Annotated in this window: 22 protein-coding genes, 1 pseudogene and 1 riboswitch; of the genes and pseudogenes, 8 read left to right on the top strand and 15 right to left on the bottom strand. The window is 57.0% G+C overall.

Translation table 11 applies throughout. The features are described 5' to 3' along the window. Positions 1 to 10 precede the first annotated feature (10 nt). Complete coding sequence (gene dnaB / locus CWM53_RS27475) at positions 11 to 1,426, bottom strand: replicative DNA helicase (protein WP_008807299.1); 1,416 nt, start codon at positions 1,424 to 1,426, stop codon at positions 11 to 13. A 169-nt stretch (positions 1,427 to 1,595) separates the two neighbouring features. On the opposite strand from dnaB, the gene CWM53_RS27470 reads away from it, so the two are divergent. Further along, entirely contained in the window at positions 1,596 to 2,579 is a 984-nt protein-coding gene (locus tag CWM53_RS27470) for a quinone oxidoreductase (protein ID WP_100730088.1), read from the top strand. A gap of 181 nt (positions 2,580 to 2,760) precedes the next feature. On the opposite strand, the gene pspG is transcribed toward CWM53_RS27470, so the two are convergent. From pspG to CWM53_RS27455, 3 genes are all read right to left on the bottom strand, one after another. Then, positions 2,761 to 3,003: an envelope stress response protein PspG gene (pspG, locus tag CWM53_RS27465; RefSeq protein WP_012543188.1), complete on the bottom strand. Its 243-nt coding sequence runs from the start codon at positions 3,001 to 3,003 to the stop codon at positions 2,761 to 2,763. Between the two features lie 139 nt (positions 3,004 to 3,142). Beyond that, the gene (dusA, locus tag CWM53_RS27460) at positions 3,143 to 4,141 is read right to left on the bottom strand and encodes a tRNA dihydrouridine(20/20a) synthase DusA (RefSeq protein WP_100730087.1); all 999 of its coding nucleotides are present in this window, start codon (positions 4,139 to 4,141) and stop codon (positions 3,143 to 3,145) included. A gap of 100 nt (positions 4,142 to 4,241) precedes the next feature. After that, positions 4,242 to 4,730, bottom strand: coding sequence for a cupin domain-containing protein (locus CWM53_RS27455; protein WP_061156123.1), 489 nt, complete (start codon positions 4,728 to 4,730; stop codon positions 4,242 to 4,244). Between the two features lie 249 nt (positions 4,731 to 4,979). Here CWM53_RS27455 and zur point away from each other — a divergent pair, with 249 nt between their 5' ends. Next, positions 4,980 to 5,495, top strand: a complete 516-nt coding sequence (gene zur / locus CWM53_RS27450; RefSeq protein ID WP_061156124.1) for a zinc uptake transcriptional repressor Zur — start codon at positions 4,980 to 4,982, stop codon at positions 5,493 to 5,495. 95 nt (positions 5,496 to 5,590) lie between these two features. Here zur and CWM53_RS27445 read toward each other — a convergent pair whose 3' ends face one another. From CWM53_RS27445 to CWM53_RS27430, 4 genes are all read right to left on the bottom strand, one after another. After that, positions 5,591 to 5,800, bottom strand: coding sequence for a CsbD family protein (locus CWM53_RS27445; RefSeq protein ID WP_004206293.1), 210 nt, complete (start codon positions 5,798 to 5,800; stop codon positions 5,591 to 5,593). Between the two features lie 235 nt (positions 5,801 to 6,035). After that, on the bottom strand, positions 6,036 to 7,352 hold the full coding sequence (dinF, locus tag CWM53_RS27440; RefSeq protein ID WP_100730086.1) for an MATE family efflux transporter DinF: 1,317 nt from the start codon (positions 7,350 to 7,352) through the stop codon (positions 6,036 to 6,038). Between the two features lie 69 nt (positions 7,353 to 7,421). Next, complete coding sequence (lexA, locus tag CWM53_RS27435) at positions 7,422 to 8,030, bottom strand: transcriptional repressor LexA (RefSeq protein WP_016160103.1); 609 nt, start codon at positions 8,028 to 8,030, stop codon at positions 7,422 to 7,424. A 122-nt stretch (positions 8,031 to 8,152) separates the two neighbouring features. Then, on the bottom strand, positions 8,153 to 8,521 hold the full coding sequence (locus tag CWM53_RS27430; RefSeq protein ID WP_004206290.1) for a diacylglycerol kinase: 369 nt from the start codon (positions 8,519 to 8,521) through the stop codon (positions 8,153 to 8,155). Positions 8,522 to 8,649: 128 nt separating this feature from the next. On the opposite strand from CWM53_RS27430, the gene plsB reads away from it, so the two are divergent. Further along, positions 8,650 to 11,073, top strand: coding sequence for a glycerol-3-phosphate 1-O-acyltransferase PlsB (gene plsB / locus CWM53_RS27425; protein ID WP_100730085.1), 2,424 nt, complete (start codon positions 8,650 to 8,652; stop codon positions 11,071 to 11,073). 56 nt (positions 11,074 to 11,129) lie between these two features. Here plsB and ubiA read toward each other — a convergent pair whose 3' ends face one another. The 5 genes from ubiA to malK form a co-directional block, all read right to left on the bottom strand. Further along, positions 11,130 to 11,996, bottom strand: coding sequence for a 4-hydroxybenzoate octaprenyltransferase (ubiA, locus tag CWM53_RS27420; protein ID WP_023287012.1), 867 nt, complete (start codon positions 11,994 to 11,996; stop codon positions 11,130 to 11,132). A 12-nt stretch (positions 11,997 to 12,008) separates the two neighbouring features. Next, positions 12,009 to 12,506 (bottom strand): chorismate lyase, encoded by a 498-nt coding sequence (gene ubiC, locus CWM53_RS27415; protein ID WP_008807309.1) that lies wholly within the window; start codon positions 12,504 to 12,506, stop codon positions 12,009 to 12,011. A gap of 187 nt (positions 12,507 to 12,693) precedes the next feature. Continuing rightward, entirely contained in the window at positions 12,694 to 13,623 is a 930-nt protein-coding gene (gene malM, locus CWM53_RS27410) for a maltose operon protein MalM (protein WP_100730084.1), read from the bottom strand. Between the two features lie 114 nt (positions 13,624 to 13,737). Continuing rightward, on the bottom strand, positions 13,738 to 15,027 hold the full coding sequence (locus CWM53_RS27405; RefSeq protein WP_100681897.1) for a maltoporin: 1,290 nt from the start codon (positions 15,025 to 15,027) through the stop codon (positions 13,738 to 13,740). Positions 15,028 to 15,112: 85 nt separating this feature from the next. Next, positions 15,113 to 16,222, bottom strand: a complete 1,110-nt coding sequence (malK, locus tag CWM53_RS27400) for a maltose/maltodextrin ABC transporter ATP-binding protein MalK (protein WP_061156127.1) — start codon at positions 16,220 to 16,222, stop codon at positions 15,113 to 15,115. Positions 16,223 to 16,592: 370 nt separating this feature from the next. On the opposite strand from malK, the gene malE reads away from it, so the two are divergent. The 3 genes from malE (at position 16,593) to malG (ending at position 20,350) form a co-directional block, all read left to right on the top strand. Next, a complete protein-coding gene (gene malE / locus CWM53_RS27390) occupies positions 16,593 to 17,783 on the top strand; it encodes a maltose/maltodextrin ABC transporter substrate-binding protein MalE (protein ID WP_061156128.1) in 1,191 nt (396 codons plus the stop codon). 117 nt (positions 17,784 to 17,900) lie between these two features. Further along, on the top strand, positions 17,901 to 19,445 hold the full coding sequence (gene malF / locus CWM53_RS27385; RefSeq protein WP_100631198.1) for a maltose ABC transporter permease MalF: 1,545 nt from the start codon (positions 17,901 to 17,903) through the stop codon (positions 19,443 to 19,445). 14 nt (positions 19,446 to 19,459) lie between these two features. Next, positions 19,460 to 20,350, top strand: coding sequence for a maltose ABC transporter permease MalG (malG, locus tag CWM53_RS27380; RefSeq protein ID WP_002884725.1), 891 nt, complete (start codon positions 19,460 to 19,462; stop codon positions 20,348 to 20,350). A 192-nt stretch (positions 20,351 to 20,542) separates the two neighbouring features. On the opposite strand, the gene psiE is transcribed toward malG, so the two are convergent. Further along, the gene (gene psiE, locus CWM53_RS27375; protein ID WP_004206282.1) at positions 20,543 to 20,953 is read right to left on the bottom strand and encodes a phosphate-starvation-inducible protein PsiE; all 411 of its coding nucleotides are present in this window, start codon (positions 20,951 to 20,953) and stop codon (positions 20,543 to 20,545) included. A gap of 144 nt (positions 20,954 to 21,097) precedes the next feature. Between psiE and CWM53_RS27370 the strand changes: the two are divergent. Next, positions 21,098 to 21,247 (top strand): annotated as a pseudogene (locus tag CWM53_RS27370) (N-acetyltransferase); the annotation flags it as partial. A 32-nt stretch (positions 21,248 to 21,279) separates the two neighbouring features. Beyond that, the gene (locus CWM53_RS27365; RefSeq protein WP_032701144.1) at positions 21,280 to 21,735 is read left to right on the top strand and encodes an acyltransferase; all 456 of its coding nucleotides are present in this window, start codon (positions 21,280 to 21,282) and stop codon (positions 21,733 to 21,735) included. 47 nt (positions 21,736 to 21,782) lie between these two features. Here the strand turns inward: CWM53_RS27365 and pgi are convergent, their stop codons facing one another. After that, complete coding sequence (gene pgi, locus CWM53_RS27360; protein ID WP_012543196.1) at positions 21,783 to 23,432, bottom strand: glucose-6-phosphate isomerase; 1,650 nt, start codon at positions 23,430 to 23,432, stop codon at positions 21,783 to 21,785. Between the two features lie 349 nt (positions 23,433 to 23,781). After that, positions 23,782 to 24,017: riboswitch (Lysine riboswitch) on the top strand. Positions 24,018 to 24,194 lie beyond the last annotated feature (177 nt).

Genomic DNA, 24,194 nt, shown 5'->3' with positions numbered 1-24,194 from the left:
TGACGGAGGTTTACTCATCGTCATACTGAGGGCCGGCATAATTATCGAAACGCGACCACTGGCCGTTAAAGGTCAGTCGCACGGTGCCGATCGGGCCGTTACGTTGTTTACCAATGATAATTTCCGCGATGCCTTTAAGATCGCTGTTCTCGTGATAAACCTCATCACGGTAAATGAACATGATTAAGTCGGCATCCTGTTCGATAGAGCCGGACTCACGCAGGTCGGAGTTGACCGGGCGTTTATCGGCGCGCTGTTCCAGGGAGCGGTTCAACTGCGACAGCGCCACCACCGGCACCTGCAACTCTTTCGCCAGCGCCTTCAGCGAGCGGGAGATTTCGGCGATCTCAAGCGTACGATTGTCGGAGAGCGACGGCACGCGCATCAGCTGCAGGTAGTCGATCATGATAAGCCCGATGCCGCCGTGCTCGCGGGCGATACGCCGCGCGCGGGAGCGCACTTCCGTCGGCGTCAGGCCGGAGGAGTCATCGATGTAGATGTTACGTTTTTCCAGCAGGATGCCCATGGTGCCGGAGATCCGCGCCCAGTCTTCATCGTCCAGCTGACCGGTACGAATGCGGGTCTGATCGACGCGCGACAGCGAGGCCAGAGAACGCATCATGATCTGTTCCGAGGGCATCTCGAGACTGAAGATTAATACCGGCTTATCCTGCAGCATTGCCGCGTTTTCCACGAGGTTCATCGCGAAGGTCGTTTTACCCATCGACGGACGGGCGGCGACAATAATCAGATCCGACGGCTGCAGGCCAGCGGTCTTTTTGTTGAGGTCGTCGTAGCCGGTATTCACCCCGGTGACGCCGTCATGCGGCTGCTGGAACAGCTGTTCGATACGGGCGACAGTGGCATCGAGCACATCGGCGATGTTTTTCGGCCCTTCGTCTTTGTTGGCCCGGCTTTCGGCGATTTTGAAAACCCGGGACTCGGCGAGATCGAGCAGATCTTCGCTGGTTCGCCCCTGCGGGTCGAAGCCGGCTTCGGCGATCTCGTTGGCCACCGAAATCATCTCGCGCACGACCGCGCGTTCGCGCACGATGTCGGCATAGGCGCTGATGTTCGCCGCGCTGGGCGTGTTTTTAGACAGTTCAGCCAGATAGGCGAAGCCGCCCACGCTGTCCAGCTGCCCCTGACGCTCCAGCGACTCCGCAAGGGTAATCAGATCAATCGGGCTACCTGACTCCTGCAGACGCGCCATCTCGGTAAAGATATGACGATGCGGACGAGTATAGAAATCTTCCGACACCACGCGTTCGGCGACGTCGTCCCAGCGCTCGTTATCCAGCATTAAACCGCCCAACACCGACTGCTCCGCTTCAATCGAGTGCGGCGGGACTTTCAGCCCGGCGAGCTGCGGATCGCGTTCGCGGGTTTCTGTCTGTGGTTTGTTGAAGGGTTTATTTCCTGCCATAGCCTAACATTTCACCGATACGGAAAAGAGCGTGACAGTATAGCGAGAAAGCCATTGCCGCTAAAGAACCCATTAAGCGTGGCAGGCCTGAGGCGGATAAGAAAATCCGTCACCGCCGCCGCAGGCTGTTAAGCTTACTGGATAATCTCAGAACAACACAGGAGCGAACATGGCAACACGCATCGAATTTTCAAAACACGGCGGGCCGGAGGTGCTTCAGGCGGTTGAGTTCACGCCCTGCGATCCCGCAGAGCATGAAATTCAGGTCGAAAACAAAGCCATCGGTATCAACTATATCGACACCTATGTTCGTAGCGGCCTCTATCCGCCACCATCGCTGCCGAGCGGTCTGGGCACCGAGGCAGCCGGCGTCGTCAGTAAAGTTGGCCATGGGGTAACGCACATTAAGGTAGGCGATCGGGTGGTGTACGCCCAGTCGGCGCTCGGCGCCTACAGCACGGTACACAATGTGCTGGCCGACAAAGCCGCGGTCCTGCCGGACGCCATCTCTTTCGAACAGGCCGCGGCATCGTTCCTGAAAGGATTGACGGTCTGGTATCTGCTGCGCAAAACCTATGAAATTAAGCCTAATGAAGTGTTCCTGTTTCACGCGGCCGCTGGCGGCGTGGGGCTGATTGCCTGTCAGTGGGCGAAAGCGCTGGGCGCGAAACTTATCGGCACCGTCGGCAGCGCGCAGAAAGCGCAGCGTGCCAAAGAGGCTGGTGCCTGGCAGGTGATTAACTATCGCGAAGAGCAAATCGTGGAGCGACTCAAGGCGCTTACCGACGGTAAGAAAGTGGCCGTGGTCTACGACTCGGTGGGGAAAGATACCTGGGAAGCCTCTCTGGACTGCCTGCAGCGACACGGTCTGATGGTCAGCTTTGGCAACTCCTCCGGCCCGGTGACCGGCGTCAATCTGGGGATCCTGAATCAGAAAGGTTCTCTGTATGTCACCCGACCATCTCTGCAGGGCTATATCACCAACCGGGAAGAGCTGGAGGAAGCCTGCAGTGAACTGTTTTCACTGATCGCCAGTGGGGTAATCAAAGTGGACGTGCCCGAGAGTCAGACCTATCCGCTGACCGAGGCCCGTCGGGCGCATGAAGTTCTGGAAAGCCGGGTAACTCAGGGGTCGAGTCTGCTGCTGCCGTAAGCGGACAAAGGGACAAAAGTTTAGGGCTTCCACCTGGGAAGCCCTTACTTTTTTTTAGTTCGGCTGTATGTAGGGTACAGCGCGATGAATTCGTTAACGCGCTAATAGTGACAGATTTGCTCAGTAATGCCTACGCGGTTGTCTGCAAAATTGTTCAGGTTGTGACAGACCCCTCAATACCTTAGTAACGCCAACGGTTATTGTCGCGAAAAGCGTTTCCGTTCGGGGATTTCAGCGCCCGAATAATCCACACCACCACCACGGCCAGCAGCAACCACGGCAGTAATTTGATCATCAAGGCAAACAACCCGCCGACGAACATCAGCGCGGTAGCGACCACGATAGCCGCGATAATCCCCAGCAGCGATACGCCGGTCACCAACAGCATGACAAAAAATCCAATGACAAATAGCAGTTCCAGCATGGTTCTCTCCCCAACGAATGAATACTTCACTCTGCAGGTATTACAAAAAGCATGCCAAACATAAGCATTTGACTTTAAAAGAAAACGCCCCGCGTCAGTGCGCGAGGCGTGGTCAATTTCACCAAGTTTTCGTCAGAAATTAACGTTTATCGGCCACCAGCTGCAGAGCATGCTCCAGCACCGCAATATCGGCGCCGGCTTTATGCGCGTTCTCGCTCAGATAGCGACGCCACTGGCGAGCGCCGGGGATCCCCTGAAACAGCCCCAGCATATGGCGGGTGATATGGCCCAGATAGGTGCCATTGCTGAGCTCGCGCTCAATATACGGGTACATGGCTCGCACCACCGCCACCGGATCGGCATCCGCGCCTGCGATGCCGAAAATTTCGCGGTCGACCGAGGCCAGAATGCCCGGGTTCTGATAGGCCTCACGCCCGACCATTACCCCATCCATATGTTCAAGCTGCAGTCTGGCTTCGTCCAGCGATTTGATTCCGCCGTTGATCGCCATCGTCAGATGGGGGAAGTCGCGCTTCAGCTGCCAGACGCGGGGGTAATCCAGCGGCGGGATCTCGCGGTTCTCTTTTGGGCTCAGGCCGGAGAGCCAGGCTTTGCGGGCGTGAATAATAAACATCTCACACTCGCCCTTGCCGGAGACCGTCTCAATGAAATCGCACAGAAACTCATAGCTATCCTGATCGTCGATCCCGATACGGGTTTTCACCGTGACCGGAATCGACACCACATCGCGCATCGCCTTAATACAGTCGGCCACCAGTGGCGCATTGCCCATCAGGCAGGCGCCAAACATCCCGTTCTGCACGCGATCGGAGGGGCAACCGACGTTGAGATTGATCTCATCATAGCCGCGCGCTTCAGCCAGCTTCGCGCACTGCGCCAGGGCCTGCGGATCGCTGCCGCCGAGCTGCAGAGCAACCGGGTGCTCTTCTTCGCTATAGGCCAGATAGTCACCTTTGCCGTGAATAATCGCCCCGGTGGTCACCATTTCGGTATACAGCAGCGTATGCCGCGACAGCAGCCGCAGGAAATAGCGGCAGTGTCGGTCAGTCCAGTCGAGCATCGGCGCGATGGAGAAGCGGTGAGCAGGGAAAGCAGGTGACGTTGATTCAGGCATCATGGCGAATAAATAAGCATCCGGGTAAAAAGGGGCGCTACTATAGCATAAAGATAAACCACTGGCGCATAGTGCGGCGAGCGTCCCCCCTCCCCCAGGTCGATTACTTTTTCCGCGGTTTGCCGTCGTGTGGACCAAAGAACTGCGGCGGATGGTCAACCCAGCGATCCTGGCGCGTCGCGGCATAGCCGGGATTAAGCGGGTAATAGATGCGGTTGTATTTTTTGTTGGACTCACCCACCACCAGCAGACGAACCTCCTGCTCGGTGTTATTGAGAAAAGTGTGGCAGATGCCGGTACCCGCGGGAAAACCCACGCTGTCGCCCGGCTCCAGCTTCCAGAGATAGCCGTTTATCCATACCTCCGGATAGCCCTCCAGCACATAGATGAACTCTTCCTCATCGCTCTCGGCGTGCGGGTAAGAGGTGCGCCGTCCCGGAGGCAGTCGCTCGTGATGTATCCCCAGCCGGTTGAGCCGTAAACCGCGCCCCAGCGGCGCGCCAATCGAAAAACGCTCCGGGCTGTCGGGATAAGTGGCATCGTCGGGCCCTTCCAGTTCGCGCCAGTGGCGAATGCAATCAGGTCGTTTCATCGTTTTCTCCCGAAAATGAGACACTTCAGATATAGCATACCCTGGGTCAGGCGTATTGCGATTAAATCGGGCAGGACAGTTTTAGCGATCGACTAAGGCGTGGTCTGTTCGAAAGTCAGCGGCCAGCGCCCGGAGCTGGCGCAGGTACCGACAATCTGAAGTATGACCCGTATCACCCGCCGGCTCTCGGTGTTTTCTGAGGAACGTGATAAAGTAACAGATTCAAATTCACGCAACCCGAGGATGCTCATGGATAAGACCCCTTCGCAAGAGATGTTAGCGCATGCTGAAAAGCTATGTGCGCAGCGCGGCGTACGCCTGACCCCACAGCGTCTGGAGGTGTTGCGACTGATGAGCCTGCAACAAGGGGCGATCAGCGCCTACGACCTGCTGGATCTCCTGCGTGACAAAGAGCCGCAGGCTAAACCACCGACGGTTTACCGTGCGCTGGAGTTTTTACTCGAGCAGGGTTTTGTTCACAAGGTGGAGTCAACCAACAGCTATGTGCTGTGCCATCTCTTTGACCAGCCGACCCATAGCTCAGCCATGTTTATCTGTGACCGCTGTGGCGTGGTGAAGGAAGAAGCGGCGGAAGGGGTGGAAGATATCATGCATACGTTAGCGGCCAGAATGGGCTTTGCCCTGCGCCATAACGTGATTGAAGCCCACGGCCTTTGTGCAGACTGCGTTGAAGTCGAAGCCTGCAGCACACCGGGACACTGCCAGCACGACCATACGATTCAGCTGAAAAAGAAAGCCCGCTGAGCGTCAGCCGCAGCGGGAAACAGGGTTAACGGCGCGTCCTTACGCCATTCAGACAGGCACTAACACAAATGTTTTATTCTTTGAGCCACGGAACGCTACCAGCGGTAGTCGTTCTTATGCTCCCAGTCTGAGACTTCTTTCTCAGCCTGATCCTTCGCATAGCCGTACCGTTCCTGAATTTTACCGACCAGCTGATCGCGCTTACCTTCGATCACGGTCATATCATCATCGGTAAGTTTGCCCCACTGTTCCTTGGCTTTACCTTTCAACTGTTTCCAGTTACCGCCGATTTCGTCTTTATTCATGATAACGTCCTCATCATTCGGTGGGTTTACAGCCCGTTTTGTACCGGACATGGTATTAACTATAGATGAGAATGCTGGCACCGATTCGTTATTCGGAATTTTTAACCATCATACCGATGGGTAAGGCTGAGGCGATTTTCCCGGCTTGCGCTGCGCTGAGCCGGGCTACTGAGCTGCCCCGGTAAGCGGTGCGCAACCGTGGGAATTCATGGATGGCCGTGATGAACGGCAATGACTAGCTAAACCAGGTGCCGTGTCGCCAGTGGCGACGCCAGATCAGCGCCAGCGACAGGCCGCGCAGGGCGAGGAACACCGCCAGCGCCAGCCACAGTCCGTGGTTGCCGAGCAGCGGGACCGAAAGCAGCGTCACGGCAAACCCCGCCGCGGCGACCGCCATGCTGTTACGCATCTCCGCGCCGCGCGTCGCGCCGATGAACATGCCGTCCAGCAGGTAGCACCAGACGCCCACCACCGGCAGGATGGTCTGCCAGATCAGATAGCGATCGGCCAGCTGCTGCAGGGAAGGCAGCGAGGTTAACAACGCGATGATGTACTCCCCCGCCAGGCTGTAAATCAGGGCAAATGCCAGCGCCACCATGCCAGACTGGCGGCAGGCCGCCCGCCAGATTTCAAGAAGCTGGCTGCCGTCGCGCGCGCCGTAGGCCTGGCCGGAGTGGGCCTCCACGGCATAGGCAAAGCCATCCAGCGCGTAGGCGGTAAAGGTCAGCATAGTCATCAGTACCGCATTGACCGCCACAATGTCGCTGCCCAGACGCGCGCCGTACACGGTCAGCGCGCCAAAGCACAGCTGCAGCAGCAGGGAACGCAGCATGATGTCCCGATTCAACGCCAGCAGACGGCGCAGATCCCCGCGCCAGGCGTTTTTCAACATGCTCAGCGACACGCCGCGCAGCGTCAGCACCCGCTTCGCCATCATCAGGCCGATAATCAAGGTTGCGTACTCCGCGGTAACCGTGGCCAGCGCCGCCCCCTGGACGTTCATCCGCAGGCCCATCACCAGCCACAGGTCGAGCACAATATTGAGCAGATTGCCGACCACCAGCAGAATCACCGGCGCCCGGGCGTACTGAACCCCCAGCAACCAGCCGAGCAGCACCAGGTTGGCCAGCGAAGCGGGAGCGCTGAGCCAGCGAATTTCAAGGAACCGCCGTGCCTGCTCAAGCACCGCCTCACTGCCGCCGACAATATGCAGAGCGAGGTTAATCAGCGGCAGGCGAAACAGGATGATGAGAACCCCGGCGCCCAGCGCCAGGGCCAGCGGCTGCACCAGCGCGCGCGCAAGACGCAGCGGATCTTTGGCACCCCAGGCCTGAGCGGTGAGCCCGGTGGTGCTCATGCGCAAAAACAGCAGCAACATGAAAAGAAAACTGGTGGCCGTCGCCCCGACCGCGACGCCGCCGAGGTATACCGGGCTGTCAAGGTGGCCGATCACCGCCGTATCTACCAGCCCCAGCAGCGGGACGGTGATGTTGGAGAAGATCATCGGGATAGCAAGGCGCCACAGCGCTTTATCGGCAGCGTTGAGCAGCATGATGGGGGACCTGATTGAGGAAAAACGTCGCAGCGTCATGCATCCGATGACGCTGCGCAGGGGCAGGCGCTACAGCCATTCTCCGTTACGGATCACGCCAACGGCCAGACCCTCAATGGTAAAACTCTGCTGGCGCAGATCGACAACGATAGGGGAAAACTCGCTGTTTTCCGGCAACAGCTCGACGACGTTGCCCTGCTTTTTCAGGCGCTTCACCGTCACTTCGTCGTCAATGCGCGCCACGACCACCTGGCCGTTACGCACGTCCTGGGTTTTGTGTACCGCCAGCAGATCGCCATCAAGGATACCGATGTCTTTCATCGACATGCCGCTGACGCGCAGCAGGAAATCCGCGTTGGGTTTAAACATCGACGGGTCGACCTGATAGTGGCCCTCAATGTGCTGCTGCGCCAGCAGCGGCTCGCCAGCGGCGACGCGGCCGATCAGCGGCAGGCCGTGTTCTTCTTCCGTCAGCAGGCGGATACCGCGAGATGCGCCGGAGACGATCTCGATCGCGCCTTTACGCGCCAGCGCTTTCAGGTGTTCTTCCGCCGCGTTTGGGGAACGGAACCCCAAGCGCTGAGCAATTTCCGCACGCGTCGGCGGCATGCCCGTCTGGCTGATATGATCCCGAATGAGATCAAACACCTCTTGCTGCCTGGTCGTTAACGCTTTCATTCCGCCCCCTGGGTGTATATACAGTTATGCTGTGAGTATATACAGCTAACGGTGATTTTGGAACCACATGGCACACAAAAATCGGTAGATTGTTTATATTTTGCGAGGCTTAGCGAAGAACGTTAGTGATAATGGCTCCACAGCAGCGTTCCCCAGGTGATCAGCGCGATGATAATCGCCAGCAGGACCGCTGCCGACCCCATGTCTTTGGCGCGCCCTGAAAGCTCATGATAATCCGAGCCTATACGGTCCACGACCGCCTCAATCGCGCTGTTGAGAATTTCGACTATCATCACTAGCAGGACCGACCCGATCAGCAATACGCGGGTGATGGCGTCGACGTCCAGCCAGCAGGCTATCGCGACGGCCACGATGGCGGCGACGCCTTCCTGACGAAACGCGGCCTCGTTGATCCACGCCGCGCGAAATCCTTTCCAGGAGTAACCTGCCGCCTTAATGATTCGGGTTAACCCGGTGGTATTATTGGCCATCACAAAACCTTTTTACGTAAATGACGTCGATGAGTGTACGCGTTTGCCGCGTGGTAACGGAAATTTTGCCCACTTTCTGTTATTCTTGCCGCGCATTTGCATGATTAACCAGAGGCTTCACATCGTTTATGTCCGGCTGGCAACGAATTTACTATAAATTACTGAATTTACCATTACGGGTGCTGGTAAAAAGCAAGTCTATTCCGGCAGAGCCTGCTCAGGAATTAGGACTCGATACCTCGCGTCCGGTCATGTACGTCCTGCCCTATAACTCCAAGGCGGACCTGCTGACGCTGCGCGCCCAATGCCTGGCGCATGATTTACCCGATCCGCTTGAACCGCTGGAGATCGACGGCGCGCTGCTGCCGCGTTACGTATTCATCCACGGTGGGCCGCGCGTATTTACCTATTACACGCCAAAAGAAGAGTCCATCAAGCTGTTCCACGACTACCTCGATCTGCACCGCAACCATCCGGATCTCGATGTGCAAATGGTGCCGGTCTCGGTGATGTTCGGCCGCTCGCCGGGCCGTGAGAAAGGGGAAGTCAATCCACCGCTGCGGATGCTTAACGGTATCCAGAAATTTTTCGCCGTCTCCTGGCTCGGCCGCGACAGCTTTGTGCGCTTTTCGCCTTCCGTGTCGCTGCGCCGCATGGCGGATGAACACGGCACCGATAAGATCATCGCGCAGAAGCTGGCTCGCGTCGCCCGGATGCACTTTGCCCGCCAGCGCCTGGCCGCCGTCGGCCCGCGTCTGCCGGCCCGTCAGGATCTGTTTAATAAACTGCTGGCCTCGAAAGCGATTGCCCGCGCGGTGGAAGACGAAGCGCGCAGCAAGAAAATTTCTCACGAGAAGGCTCAGCAGAACGCTATCGCGCTGATGGAAGAGATTGCCGCGAACTTCTCGTACGAGATGATCCGCCTGACCGACCGCATTCTCGGCTTCACCTGGAACCGCCTGTACCAGGGGATCAACGTGCATAACGCCGAGCGCGTGCGTCAGCTGGCTCACGACGGCCATGAGATTGTCTATGTCCCCTGCCACCGCAGCCACATGGACTATCTGCTGCTCTCCTACGTTCTGTATCATCAGGGCCTGGTGCCACCGCATATCGCGGCGGGCATCAACCTCAACTTCTGGCCAGCCGGGCCAATCTTCCGCCGCCTGGGCGCGTTCTTTATTCGCCGCACCTTTAAGGGCAACAAGCTCTATTCCACGGTGTTCCGCGAATATCTTGGCGAACTGTTCAGCCGCGGCTATTCCGTCGAGTATTTCGTCGAAGGCGGCCGCTCCCGTACCGGCCGTCTGCTCGATCCGAAGACCGGTACGCTGTCGATGACCATCCAGGCGATGCTGCGTGGCGGTACCCGGCCTATCACTCTGGTGCCTATCTACATCGGCTATGAGCACGTGATGGAAGTAGGAACCTACGCCAAAGAGCTGCGCGGCGCCACCAAAGAGAAAGAGAGCCTGCCGCAGATGGTGCGCGGCTTGAGTAAGCTGCGCAACCTTGGCCAGGGCTATGTCAACTTCGGCGAACCATTGCCGCTGATGACCTACCTTAACCACCATGTGCCAGAGTGGCGGGAAGCCATCGACCCAATCGAAGCCATCCGCCCTTCCTGGCTGACGCCAACGGTGAATAACATCGCCGTAGACCTGATGGTGCGCATCAACAACGCCGGCGCGGCCAACGCCATGAACCTGTGCTGCACGGCGCTGCTGGCCTCGCGCCAGCGTTCGCTCACCCGTGAGCAGCTGACCCAACAGCTGGAGTGCTACCTCGCGCTGCTGCGCAATGTGCCCTATTCGCCAGATGCGACCGCCCCCTCCGCTTCGGCCAGCGAGCTTATCGACCACGCGCTGCAGATGAACAAGTTCGAAGTAGAGAAGGACACCATCGGCGATATCATCATCCTGCCGCGCGAGCAGGCGGTGCTGATGACCTACTATCGCAACAACATCGCCCATATGCTGGTGATTCCGTCGCTGTTAGCCGCCCTGGTGACTCAGCATCGTCAACTCAGCCGCACCGAAGTGCTGCGCCATGTCGAAACGCTGTATCCGTTCCTCAAGGCCGAGCTGTTCCTGCGCTGGGAGAAAGCAGAGCTGGCCGGGGTGGTGGATGCGTTGATTGCCGAGATGCTGCGTCAGGAGCTGATCGTCGTTGATGGCGATGTGATGAGCCTCAATCCGTCGCACTCTCGCTCCCTGCAACTGCTGGCCGCTGGCGCGCGCGAGACGCTGCAGCGCTATGCCATTACCTTCTGGCTGCTGAGCGCCAACCCGTCGATCAACCGCAGTTCGCTGGAAAAAGAGAGTCGTACCGTGGCCCAGCGTCTGTCGGTGCTGCATGGCATTAACGCGCCGGAGTTCTTCGACAAAGCGGTGTTCAGTACCCTGGTGCTGACCCTGCGCGACGAAGGCTACATTAGCGATACCGGCGATGCCGAGCCGGAAGAGACGCTGAAGGTTTATCGGATGCTGGCGGAATTGATTACGTCGGATGTGCGGCTGACGATTGAAAGCGTCACGCAGGACGACGCGTAACGCGGTGTTTTCTGCCCTCACTTCCCCCCGGTATGCCGGGGGGAAGCGGACAGGGGTTACAGGTAGCTCATCGCCAGGCCCAGGAACAGCACCAGCCCGACGTAGTTATTGTTCATAAACGCTTTGAAGCAGTTATCGCGGTCGCGATTGAAGATAAGCTTCTGCTGCCAGCCAAACAGACCCGCCGCGACAAATAACGACCAGTAGTATTCCCAGCCCAGCCCATTCAGCCAGCCCACCGCGCCCATCAGCACCAGTACGGCCACCTGCAGAATACCGATAATCAGACGATCGTTTTCGCCGAACAGGATCGCCGTCGACTTGATGCCGATCTTAACGTCGTCATCACGATCCACCATCGCATACTGCGTATCGTAGGCTACGGCCCACAGAATGTTGGCGAGGAACATCAGCCAGCAGCTCAGCGGCAGCGATTCACTGACGGCCGAGAAGGCCATCGGGATTGACCAGCCAAAGGCCGCCCCCAGCACCACCTGCGGCAGATGAGTGTAGCGCTTCATAAACGGATAGACCCATGCCAGGGCCAGCGCCGCGACCGACAGCAGAATGGTCATGGTGTTGAGGGTGAGCACCAGCAGGAAGGAGAGCAGCACCAGAACGATAAACAGCGTTCGCGCCTCTTTCTCGGTGACATCGCCGCTCGGTAGCGGACGACGGGCGGTACGCTTAACGTGACCATCAAATTTTCGATCGGCATAGTCATTCACCACGCAGCCGGCGGCGCGCATCAGCCAGACGCCGGCGACGAATACCGCCAGGATCCACAGCGGTGGTACGCCCGGCGAGGCTACCCACAGCGCCCACAACGTCGGCCACAGCAGCAGCAAGGCGCCGATCGGTTTGTCAGTGCGCATCAGGCGATGAAACGCCAACAGCTTATTCTGCGACAGACTCCACTCCATTTTTTCTTCCTCTTAGTACAACGGCGACGCAGGCAAAAACAGCTCGGTCAGCAGCAAGGGTTTGCCGCTCAGCCGCAGACGGGAACGACGCCCCCACAGCGCTGCATCGCGACCAATTTCAATAAAATCGCGGGTTAATGTCGACGACGTGAACAGGTATCGGCCCAGCGGGATCTGCCCGAGCTGCTGTAGCGCCAGCTCCGGACCACACAGCGTCGACTCCGGCACCACCGTGCGCCCGGCCAGCCAGGGCTCGCCATCGGCGTTGAGTATAATCTCCCGCAGCCAGTAGCGCGGCTCGTCAGGTAGCAGCGCCGCTTCGTCAGTCAGCGCCTCACGCTCAATATACCCTTCGTTAATCAGGGTCACGGTGACCTGCTTTCCTTGTTGCTCAAAGCGCTGGGTCATTGAGTCCTCCAGCAGCAGCCAGTCACTCAGGGGCGGCGCCAGGGATGGCATAACGGCAAAATAGCGCAGCGCACGCAGTCGCGTAAGCGCAGGATGGGACATGCCTGATTCTCCGGTACATAACGTGAGAGCATTGTATCGCAGAATAGGCGGTTGGTGGCGGGCAAACGTCAATATACGATCATTCACGCAACAGCCATGCAACAGGCTGCCGCGCGTGCAAAAAAAGGTGCATCCCGGAGGATGCACCTAAAGGCTGTGCCTAAACATCAGCATTGTGGGGAGACGATTACCCCTTGCCTTTTACACTGCTGATAAAGGTGGAACGAGCGGATTTCGAGCCGAGGCGCTCAGCTTCGTTCATCAATTTCAGGGCTTTGTCGATGTCACCTTGTTTCACCGCCTGCTTAATACCGTTGTTGAAGTAGGTTTCGGTATCGCTGAGCATCGGTTCGCTTTTGGCTGCCGGCGCCGCAGCGGCTGCGGCGGCTGGCGCGGCTACCGGCGCGGCGGTATTGCCGACGGTCACCGGTCCCGGGCCGGAAGAGCCGAACAGCGGGCCCACCAGCACGCTGGAGGTGCTATTGGTTTTCACTTTCAGCTTCAGCACGCCATCGGTGGTATGTTTAGCGATCGGATCCGGGATATCCGGGGCCGCATTTCCGGCGCCTTTGGCATAGGCTTTCGCCGGATCCAGCAGGGTCGTGGTCTGCTGAAGATCTTTTTCAGTGGTAAATACCAGCACATAGAGCTTCTGCTGGCCCAACGCCGGAGTCAGGCGCATCACGCCGCCCAGGCGATCGGCGGTCATCACGCCCGGCTGCTGATAGGTAAAGTAGTTGCTGGGGAAGAACGCCGCTGGCGTCATATTCTGATCCAGAATCAGCACGTTCGGCGCAAAAATCTGCTTATGTTTGTTCAGTTCGCTGTCGAGCGTCAGGGTCAGCTCGCCGATATTGGCCGGTACGCTCCAGGCGGCGACCGGTCCGACGATCCCCGGGACATCCAGGCGTTGACCGCCGGTGGTTAAATCAACGCTCTGCGTCTTTGATTGATCGGCAGGCGTCCAGATCAGCTGTTGCAGCGCGCTGGCTGGAATAGACGGCGCGGCGCTGGTGTTCTGCGGTACAAAGTTAACATCGGCAAGGCTCATCCCCGGCACGCATGCCAACATCCCTGTGGATAAACACAGAGCGACGAGAGTTTTCTTCATTTTCATTCTTCTCACCTTGGATAGCATCGGTTTAGCGGTAGCCAGGCAATAGCGCGCTAACCTTGAATAGTCAGGAGGGGCCGATGCCCCTCCCAGGTTACAACCGTCTTACAGGCGGTATTACCACCACACTTCCATCTGGGCACCGAAGGTAACTTCGCTGTCGTCACCGCGGCTGGAGGTGTACATGCCGCTTCCGCTGCTGTCTTTGGTCTGCAGACCAGAGGCGTTGCTGTAACCCCAGTTTTCATCCCACTTCGCGTAGGTTGCGAAGATACGGATAGCCGGACGAGACCAGACGCTGTTGCCTGCCTGCCACTGTTGAGCCAGAGTAATTTTGTACTGGTTGTTGTTTTCGCTGGTACGCTGGGATTTCACGTTGTCGTAACCGATTTCCAGCTGGGTGCTCATGATCGGCGTCCATTTGTACATCGGACGGACACCCACGGTGTACCAGGTAGAACCGTTTTTGCTGTCCAGGTCCACGTCCTGGTACATCGCCACGTACATCAGGCCCCAATCATCGTTGAAGTCCATCGCACCGTGATCCAGAACGCGGATCATGCTGCCGTTGTTATCGATGCTGGTCCCTTGAGAGTGGCCGCTGTTCCAGGAGGTCATCGCGTCAGTCGCGTACTGAACTACGAACTTGTTGAAGCCGCCCCAGATAGACTGGGTATGTTCACCAGTCCACAACCAGCCGTCTTTCGACGCGCCGTCTTCCAGACGATAATCATCCTGCGGGTTCGCACGACCGTAATCGACACCTAACTCCAGCACGCCGCCCGGGTTAGTTTCCAGGCCCGCCAGACGGACGTCAAAGACGTCGTTTGCGGTTTTCGCTGCGTATTTTTTGGTGTCATCGCTGGAGAAAGTGTAAGAGCCGCCGCTTTCTGAGTTGCGGGTAGCGGCCAGAGAGAGCTTGCCGAAGCCAAGGTCAACGTTTTCCAGACCTGCACCCGGGCCGGAGATATCCCAGTAGTAGAAGTCGATCATGTGAACGTCATGACGCTGATAGAAGCGTTTACCTGCCCACAGCGTGGAGCCCGGCAGCCAGTCGATCAGGTTTTTACCCTGGATGTTGGCTTCACGGAACGCCGGAGAGGTGCTTTCCCAGTCATCTTCCTGATTCACGGAATAGGCAACGTTAGTATCGAAATAAAAACTCTTATCCCCTTCTTTCCACAGTTCCTGGCCCAGCTTCAGTTCCGCATAGGTTTCACATTCGTTACCAAGACGGTACTTACTTTGTGCGCCTGTCGCTTTGAAACACTGTTGCTCGCCGCCGCTGCCGGTCCAGCCAATGCCGGAACGCGCGTAACCATGGAAATCGACAGCCAGCGCCTGAGCAGACATAACGCCTGCTGCGACGGCGACCGCCAGAGGAAGTTTGCGCAGAGTAATCATCATTCTATCTCCTGAGATCATTGCTTTTCTTTGAACGCTTCGCCGGTGTACCGCCAGCCGGGTTCGCGCTTTTTTTTAATGGGAAGCCTTACACGCCCGGCTCTTTATGCAGCCGACGACAAGCGGTGCCATCCTCACGGAATAAGTGGCAACGTTCTGGCGGCAAACCGATGGCGAATGTGGCTCCCTCTTCTACCAACACCACGTCATTCTGGCGGTAAACCAGGTTCTGACGGATGGCGGGGATCTGGATATGAATTTGCGTCTCGTGGCCGAGCTGTTCGACGACCTGAACCTCACCTTCGAGGGTCACATCGGCGATATCGCTGGGCAGTAAATGCTCGGGGCGGATACCTAATGACATGTTGGCGCCAACCTGAACGTTGGCGCTGTCTACCGGCAGCCAGATTTGCTGGCGGTTCGGCAGTTCTACTTGCACCTGATCGATAGCCGTCGCGGTGACTTTCACCGGCAGGAAGTTCATCTTCGGTGAACCGATAAAGCCGGCAACGAAGCGGTCAGCCGGATAGTGATAAAGCTCCAGCGGTTTCCCGACCTGTGCCACACGGCCGGCGTCCAGAACCACAATCTTGTCCGCGAGGGTCATCGCTTCCACCTGATCGTGGGTAACATAAATCATGGTGCGGGCCAGCCGCTTATGCAGACGGGAGATCTCGATACGCATCTGGACACGCAGGGCGGCATCCAGGTTAGAGAGCGGTTCATCCAGCAGGAAGACGCTTGGCTCTGCCACCAGCGTACGGCCGATCGCTACACGCTGGCGCTGACCACCGGAAAGCGCTTTCGGTTTACGCTCCAGGAGATGCGCCAGCTGTAAGACCTCAGCCACCTGAGTCACTCGCTGGTTAATGACCTCTTTTTTCGCGCCGGCCAGCTTCAGGCCGAAAGACATATTTTCGGCAACGGAAAGATGGGGATAAAGCGCATATGACTGGAATACCATGCCGATGCCGCGCTCAGCGGGCGGCACGTCGTTCATCCGGGTATCGCCAATGAACAGATCGCCGCTGGTGACTGTTTCCAGTCCGGCAATCATACGCAGCAGAGTGGATTTGCCGCAGCCCGACGGTCCAACAAACACGACGAACTCCCCATCCTGGATCTCGAGATTGATATCTTTAGATACCACCACGTCGCCCCAGGCTTTCGTTACATTTCGTAGCTGTACGCTCGCCATGCCCTTCTCCCTTCGTTACAACCTGTCACTTAAAGACACATTCAAGATGGGTCGACTATGCGGCATTCCTTAAGCTGGCAAATCCTCCACCCCCCGGCTTTTTTATGGGGGAGGAGATGGGAGGATGAGAGATTGCCTCTCGCCGCGGGGGATGGCGGACGAAGCGTGATTTCGTGATGGGGACGACAAAATTGGGCACTTTTTTCTGTGCTCCAGGACGCAATACGGCCGTTTTTGCAATGGAGATCACACAACCAGCGGGTGGGGCGTAGACCAGGGGAGGATGGAAAGGGGTTGTTAAAAAAGGAAACTCATCATCGTTAAGCCACCGAAGTGTATCCACGAGTACATCACCAAATAGGACGGGTATATGAAAATCAAAACTGGCGCTCGCATCCTCGCGCTGTCAGCACTGACCACGATGATGTTTTCCGCCTCTGCCCTCGCGAAAATTGAAGAAGGTAAGCTGGTTATCTGGATTAATGGCGACAAAGGCTATAACGGCCTCGCTGAAGTGGGTAAAAAGTTTGAAAAAGACACCGGCATTAAAGTTTCCGTAGAACATCCGGACAAGCTGGAAGAGAAGTTCCCGCAGGTTGCGGCGACTGGCGACGGCCCGGACATCATCTTCTGGGCGCATGACCGTTTCGGCGGCTACGCACAGTCCGGCCTGCTGGCTGAAATCACCCCGGACAAAGCGTTCCAGGACAAACTCTACCCATTCACCTGGGATGCCGTGCGCTTTAACGGCAAACTGATCGCCTATCCGGTGGCGGTTGAAGCCCTGTCCCTGATTTATAACAAGGACCTGGTACCGAACCCGCCGAAAACCTGGGAAGAGATCCCGGCGCTGGATAAAGCACTGAAAGCGAAAGGTAAGAGCGCGCTGATGTTCAACCTGCAGGAACCGTACTTCACCTGGCCGCTGATCGCTGCCGACGGCGGGTACGCCTTCAAGTTTGAAAACGGCAAATATGACGTGAAAAACGTCGGCGTAGACAGCGCAGGCGCGAAAGCGGGTCTCACCTTCCTGGTTGACCTGATCAAGAACAAGCACATGAATGCCGACACGGATTACTCCATCGCGGAAGCCGCCTTCAACAAAGGCGAAACCGCCATGACCATCAACGGTCCGTGGGCGTGGTCTAACATTGATAAGAGCAAGGTTAACTACGGCGTCACCCTGCTGCCGACCTTTAAAGGCAAACCATCGAAACCGTTCGTTGGCGTACTGAGCGCGGGTATCAACGCCGCCAGCCCGAACAAAGAGCTGGCGAAAGAGTTCCTCGAAAACTACCTGATGACCGATCAGGGTCTGGAATCGGTTAACAACGACAAACCGCTGGGTGCTGTCGCGCTGAAATCCTTCCAGGAGAAACTGGAAAAAGATCCGCGCATCGCCGCCACCATGGCGAACGCCCAGAATGGCGAAATCATGCCTAACATCCCGCAGATGTCTGCCTTCTGGTATGCCGTTCGTACCGCGGTTATCAACGCCGCCAGCGGTCGCCAGACTGTCGATGCTGCACTGAAGGATGCACAGAGTCGTATCACTAAGTAAGAAAACGGCGGGTAGCGCTTGCGCTTACCCGCCCTACCACTGCGGCTCGGACCGTAGGTTAGGTAAGCGAAGCGCCACCTGACAAATAAGTTTTCACCGCTGTAGAGGATGATCCCCATGGATGCCGTTAAAAAGAAACACTGGTGGCAAAGTCCGCAACTCACATGGTCTGTGATTGGCTTACTGTGCCTGCTGGTGGGTTACCTTGTTGTTTTGATGTACGCCCAGGGGGAGTACCTGTTCGCCATCATGACGCTGATTTTAAGCTCAGTTGGCCTGTATATTTTCGCTAATCGCAAGGCTTATGCCTGGCGCTATGTCTATCCCGGCCTCGCCGGCATGGGCCTGTTCGTCCTGTTTCCGCTGGTCTGTACCATTGCCATCGCCTTCACGAACTACAGCAGCACCAACCAGCTGACCTTTGAACGTGCGCAGCAGGTGCTGATGGATCGCTCTTTCCAGGCTGGCAAAGCCTATAACTTCACGCTGATCCCGGCGGGGGACGAGTGGAAACTGGCCCTGACCGACGGCGAGAGCGGTAAAAACTACCTTTCCGACGCTTTTAAATTCGGCGGTGAGCAGAAGCTGGCGTTAAAAGAAACCGACGCCCTGCCGGAAGGCGAGCGCGTCAGCCTGCGCGTCATTACCCAGAACCGCACCGCGCTGAACCAACTGACCGCCGTGCTGCCGGATGACAGCAAAGTGATCATGAGCTCGCTGCGTCAGTTCTCCGGCACTCAACCGCTGTATACGCTTAGCGAAGATGGGGTGCTGACCAACAATCAGACCCACGTCAAATACCGCCCGAACAATGACGTAGGCTTCTACCAGGCGATTAACGCCGACGGCAGCTGGGGCACTGAAAAGCTGAGCCCGGGCTACACCGTGACGATCGGCTGGGATAACTTCACTCGCGTCTTCCAGGACGAAGGTATCCAGAAACCGTTCTTCGCTATTTTCGTCTGGACCGTGGTGTTCTCGGTGCTGACGGTGATTTTGACCGTGGCCGTGGGAATGGTGCTGGCTTGTCTGGTGCAGTGGGAAGCGCTGAAAGGCAAAGCAATTTACCGCGTCCTGTTGATTCTGCCGTATGCCGTACCGTCGTTTATTTCGATTCTGATTTTCAAAGGGCTGTTCAACCAGAGCTTTGGTGAAATCAATATGATGCTCAGCGCGCTGTTCGGCATTAAGCCGGCCTGGTTTAGCGACCCGACCACCGCGCGTACCATGATCATCATCGTCAATACCTGGCTGGGCTATCCGTACATGATGATCCTGTGCATGGGGTTGCTGAAGGCGATTCCGGACGATCTGTACGAAGCGTCGGCGATGGATGGCGCCGGTCCGTTCCAGAACTTCTTTAAAATTACGCTGCCGCTGCTGATCAAACCGCTGACACCGCTGATGATCGCCAGCTTCGCCTTTAACTTTAACAACTTCGTGCTGATTCAGCTGTTGACCAACGGTGGTCCGGACCGTCTCGGCACCACCACCCCGGCCGGTTATACCGACCTGCTGGTGAGCTACACCTATCGCATCGCCTTTGAAGGCGGCGGCGGTCAGGACTTCGGCCTGGCGGCGGCTATCGCAACGCTTATCTTCCTGCTGGTTGGCGCGTTAGCGATTGTGAATCTGAAAGCCACACGCATGAAGTTTGATTAAGGGAGATAACGATAATGGCTATGGTCCAACCCAAATCTCAGAAACTGCGTCTCTTTACGACACACCTGTTACTGCTGATTTTTATCGCCGCGATTATGTTTCCGCTGCTGATGGTTATCGCTATCTCGCTGCGCGAAGGCAACTTCGCCACCGGCAGCCTGATCCCGGATACCATCTCCTGGGAACACTGGCGTCTGGCGTTAGGCTTCAGCGTCGAACACGCCGATGGCCGCGTCACGCCGCCGCCGTTCCCGGTCCTGCTGTGGCTGTGGAACTCGATTAAGGTCGCCGGCATTACCGCGATCGGTATCGTCGCCCTTTCCACCACCTGCGCCTACGCTTTTGCCCGTATGCGCTTCCCGGGGAAAGCGACCCTGCTGAAAGGGATGCTGATTTTCCAGATGTTCCCGGCGGTGCTGTCGCTGGTGGCCCTGTATGCGTTGTTTGACCGCCTGGGCCAGTACATCCCGTTCGTCGGCCTCAACACCCACGGCGGCGTGATCTTCGCTTATATGGGCGGTATCGCGCTGCACGTCTGGACGATTAAAGGCTACTTCGAAACCATCGATGGTTCGCTGGAAGAAGCGGCGGCGCTGGATGGCGCGACCCCATGGCAGGCTTTCCGCCTCGTGCTGCTGCCGCTGTCGGTGCCGATTCTGGCGGTGGTGTTTATTCTGTCGTTCATCGCGGCCATCACCGAAGTGCCCGTCGCCTCGCTGCTGCTGCGCGATGTGAACAGCTATACCCTGGCGGTAGGTATGCAACAGTATCTCAACCCGCAGAACTATCTGTGGGGCGACTTCGCCGCTGCGGCGGTGCTCTCCGCCATCCCGATCACGGTCGTCTTCCTGCTGGCGCAGCGCTGGCTGGTTAACGGCCTGACGGCGGGTGGGGTGAAAGGTTAAGTTTTTTTGTAACACCGGCCCCAAATTTCAGATGAGGGCCGACGGTCTAGCCGCAATACACGACCCCAACCGGGTATTGTCGCCGTCGCCCTCAGCTGAAAAAGTAAGGCCAATGCCACTGCTATCCTCAACTGGACCCTACATAAATTCTATTTGTGACTGTTGGTCAGCGGCCCTGGAGGCCGCTTTTTTTTATTCGCGTTTCAGGCGATTGGAGTTACACAGCCAGAGCGTAATCACCAGGATCAGGATCGCGGCGGAGTAAATCAGCACCGCCATCGGCGACTCATGGTCGATGATAATCAGGCGTACAATCGCGGTGATGCCGATATAGACGAAATAGCGCAGCGGGAAGTGGAACCCCGACTGAAAATACTTGACGATCAGCGCGATAAACTCGAAGTAGAGGAAGTAGACCACCAGACCTTCCACCAGCCGGTACTTACTGGTCGGCTCCGGGGTAAAGAGGACATCGGCCAGATGCAGCGTCTCTTTCCCGAGGAAGACGATCAAAATAATCCCCAGGCACAGCAGCCCAAGATTCAAAACCGTTTGCATCGCGGTGGCGATAAAATTCACCAGCGGACGATAAACCGACGACATAAATACCCCTCATCATTATGCTTCTTTGAGACCTGTATAACGCAAAAATGTGATCCAGATCGACATTATTCGCTAACTTTTTGCCACCACCGGCGAAGATGTAACAATCACAGCCCAGACGGACGGGTTAAAAAGGAAACAACCATGCTGAAGATTCGTACCGCACGCGCAGAGGATGCGGCTTTACTCAATGAAATGGGCAATGCCAGCTATCGCCATCACTTTGCTCACCTCTGGCATAACGCCGACGAGCTGGCGTGCTACCTGCAACAAGAGTATTCCCTGAGCACCTTATATATTCTGGCCAAACCGATCTGAGAGGCACTATGCATACCCTTCGGGAAACGGCGATCCGCAACGTCACCAGCGGTGAGAACGTGGTGATATACCAGCCCGCCAACCTGTACGACTGTGTCCTTGGCGATAACGTCTTCGTCGGGCCGTTCGTTGAGATCCAGGGCAATACCCGCATTGGCGCGAACAGTAAAATTCAGTCCCATACTTTTATCTGCGAGTACGTCACCATTGGCCAGCGCTGCTTTATCGGTCACGGCGTGATGTTTGCCAACGACCTGTTTCGCGACGGCAAACCGAATGCCGACCGCGCCAGCTGGGGGCGGATTGAGATTGGCGATGACGTGTCGATCGGCAGCGGCGCCACGATTCTGGCCGTCAGCATCTGCGACGGCGTGGTGATTGGCGCGGGCAGCGTGGTGACGAAGTCCATTACCGAGAAAGGGGTGTGGGCGGGAAATCCAGCCCGCCTGCTGCGGCGGCTGTAAAAAAAATGCCGACCTAAAGGTCGGCATTGCGTCTTAGCTGCGCAAGATTATGCGCGCCAGGCTTTATAACGGTTAATCAGGCCGTTAGTCGAGCTGTCGTGGCTGCTAACTTCGCTGCCGTCTTTCAGCTCCGGCAGGATGCGGTTAGCCAGCTGTTTGCCCAGTTCAACGCCCCACTGGTCGAAGGTGAAGATGTTGAGGATCGCGCCCTGGGTGAAGATTTTGTGCTCGTACAGGGCAATCAGCGCCCCCAGGCTGAACGGGGTGATTTCACGCAGCAGGATGGAGTTCGTCGGACGGTTGCCTTCAAACACTTTGAACGGCACCACGTGCTCCAGGGTCGCCGGATCTTTACCCTGATCGCGATATTCCTGCTCGACCACTTCACGGGATTTACCGAAAGCCAGGGCCTCGGTCTGAGCGAAGAAGTTGGACAGCAGCTTCGGATGATGGTCGGACAGCGGGTTGTGGGTGATAGCTGGGGCGATGAAATCGCACGGTACCATTTTGGTGCCCTGGTGGATCAGCTGGTAGAACGCGTGCTGACCGTTGGTGCCCGGCTCACCCCAGATGATCGGGCCAGTCTGGTAGTCTACCGCGTGGCCGTTACGGTCAACATACTTACCGTTGGACTCCATGTTGCCCTGCTGGAAGTAGGCGGCAAAACGGTGCATATACTGGTCGTACGGCAGAATCGCTTCGGTTTCTGCTCCGAAGAAGTTGTTGTACCAGATACCGATCAGCGCCAGCAGCACCGGCAGGTTTTTCTCCGCCGGGGTGGTGGAGAAGTGTTTATCCATCGCATGCGCGCCGGACAGCAGCTCAACGAAGTTGTCGAAGCCCACGGAGAGAATGATGGACAGGCCAATCGCCGACCACAGGGAGTAACGGCCGCCAACCCAGTCCCAGAATTCAAACATGTTGGCGGTGTCGATGCCGAACTCGCCAACCGCTTTCGCGTTGGTAGAAAGCGCCGCGAAGTGTTTGGCCACGTGCTTGTCGTCGCCCGCGGTCGCCAGGAACCAGTCGCGCGCGCTGTGGGCGTTGGTCATGGTTTCCTGAGTGGTGAAGGTCTTGGACGCCACCAGGAACAGGGTCGTTTCCGGGTTGACGTTCTTCAGCACTTCAGCGATGTGGGTGCCATCGACGTTGGAGACAAAATGCATGTTGAGGTGGTTTTTGTACGGACGCAGCGCTTCGGTGACCATGAACGGACCGAGGTCGGAACCGCCGATACCAATGTTAACCACGTCGGTGATCGGTTTGCCGGTATAGCCTTTCCAGCTACCGGAGATAATCGCTTCTGAGAAGGTTTTCATCTTCTCCAGCACAGCGTTCACTTCCGGCATCACATCTTTACCATCAACCACAATCGGCGTATTGCTGCGGTTGCGCAGCGCGACGTGCAGTACCGCACGGTCTTCGGTACGGTTGATCTTTTCGCCGGAGAACATCGATTTAATGGCGCCTGCCAGATCGGTCTCTTTCGCCAGATCCTGCAGTTTAGCCAGCGTCTCTTCGGTGATGCGGTTTTTGGAGAAGTCCACCAGCATCAGATCGTCGAACGTCGCGGAAAACTTAGAAAAACGGTCGCTATCTTTGGCGAACAGCTCGCTGATAGTGACATCTTTCATTTCGTCGAAGTGTTTCTGTAATGCCTGCCAGGCAGAGGTCTGCGTTGGGTTGATGTTTTTCATTAGCAATACTCTTCTGATTTGAGATTGTGACTTCGGTCGATTGTAGCGCCGGTGACGGAAAATTGTGATGATTTTTGTGACTTGTCCCTGACGCCGGTCAGGAATCGGGTCAAAACGGAGTAAAAAGCCCCATTAGTATAGCTATCATAAGGCTTTTTTCTGTTAGCCGCAGGGGCATGAAAAATCCGCATAACCGCAGCGTTGACATAGCTGGTGTTAAGCCTTTATATATCCGCAGTGCTTACGTATTGGTAGGTATCTATTGCTCGCGCATTTCACGCTACAGCGAAAGGGTATTCGCGGGGGATATAATGTCCCTGTTCCCCCGGCCAGGTGAAAGACGTCGGTAATTGCCAGAAGAGGTGCGTTGCCCAGGTAACCGTATTGGAGGAACCAGTCCGGGGAAAATACGTGAGGGGGAGCAACGCCGAGGTGAAAGAGCGTCTGGTCACGCTCCTCACCGGCCACAGGGGCTGAATCCCCTGGGTTGTCACCAGAAACGTTCGCAGTCGGGCGTTTCATACCCGAACACCTCTGCGCCCAGAGCGGTGAGTCGGGTCTACAAGGTGGAGCACTTCTGGGTGACATCGTAGTTGTTTATCACTCTGCGCCACCCTGTTTATCGCTCTTCCCTTGTGCCATGGCTGAATAATTTGGCCTGGCTTATTAAGACATTTTGTTGCGATCCGGCGGCGTCCAGCCCCTGCCACGATCGGTGTTCAGGAATCGTTTTAATAAGTCAGGCCCCCTGACACGAGGTTG

The sequence above is a fragment of the Klebsiella sp. A-Nf5 genome (assembly GCF_002810545.1).
Lineage (GTDB): Bacteria > Pseudomonadota > Gammaproteobacteria > Enterobacterales > Enterobacteriaceae > Klebsiella > Klebsiella variicola.
The sequence above is the reverse complement of the archived record's forward strand: the minus strand, read 5'-3'. Positions and strand labels throughout refer to the sequence as shown.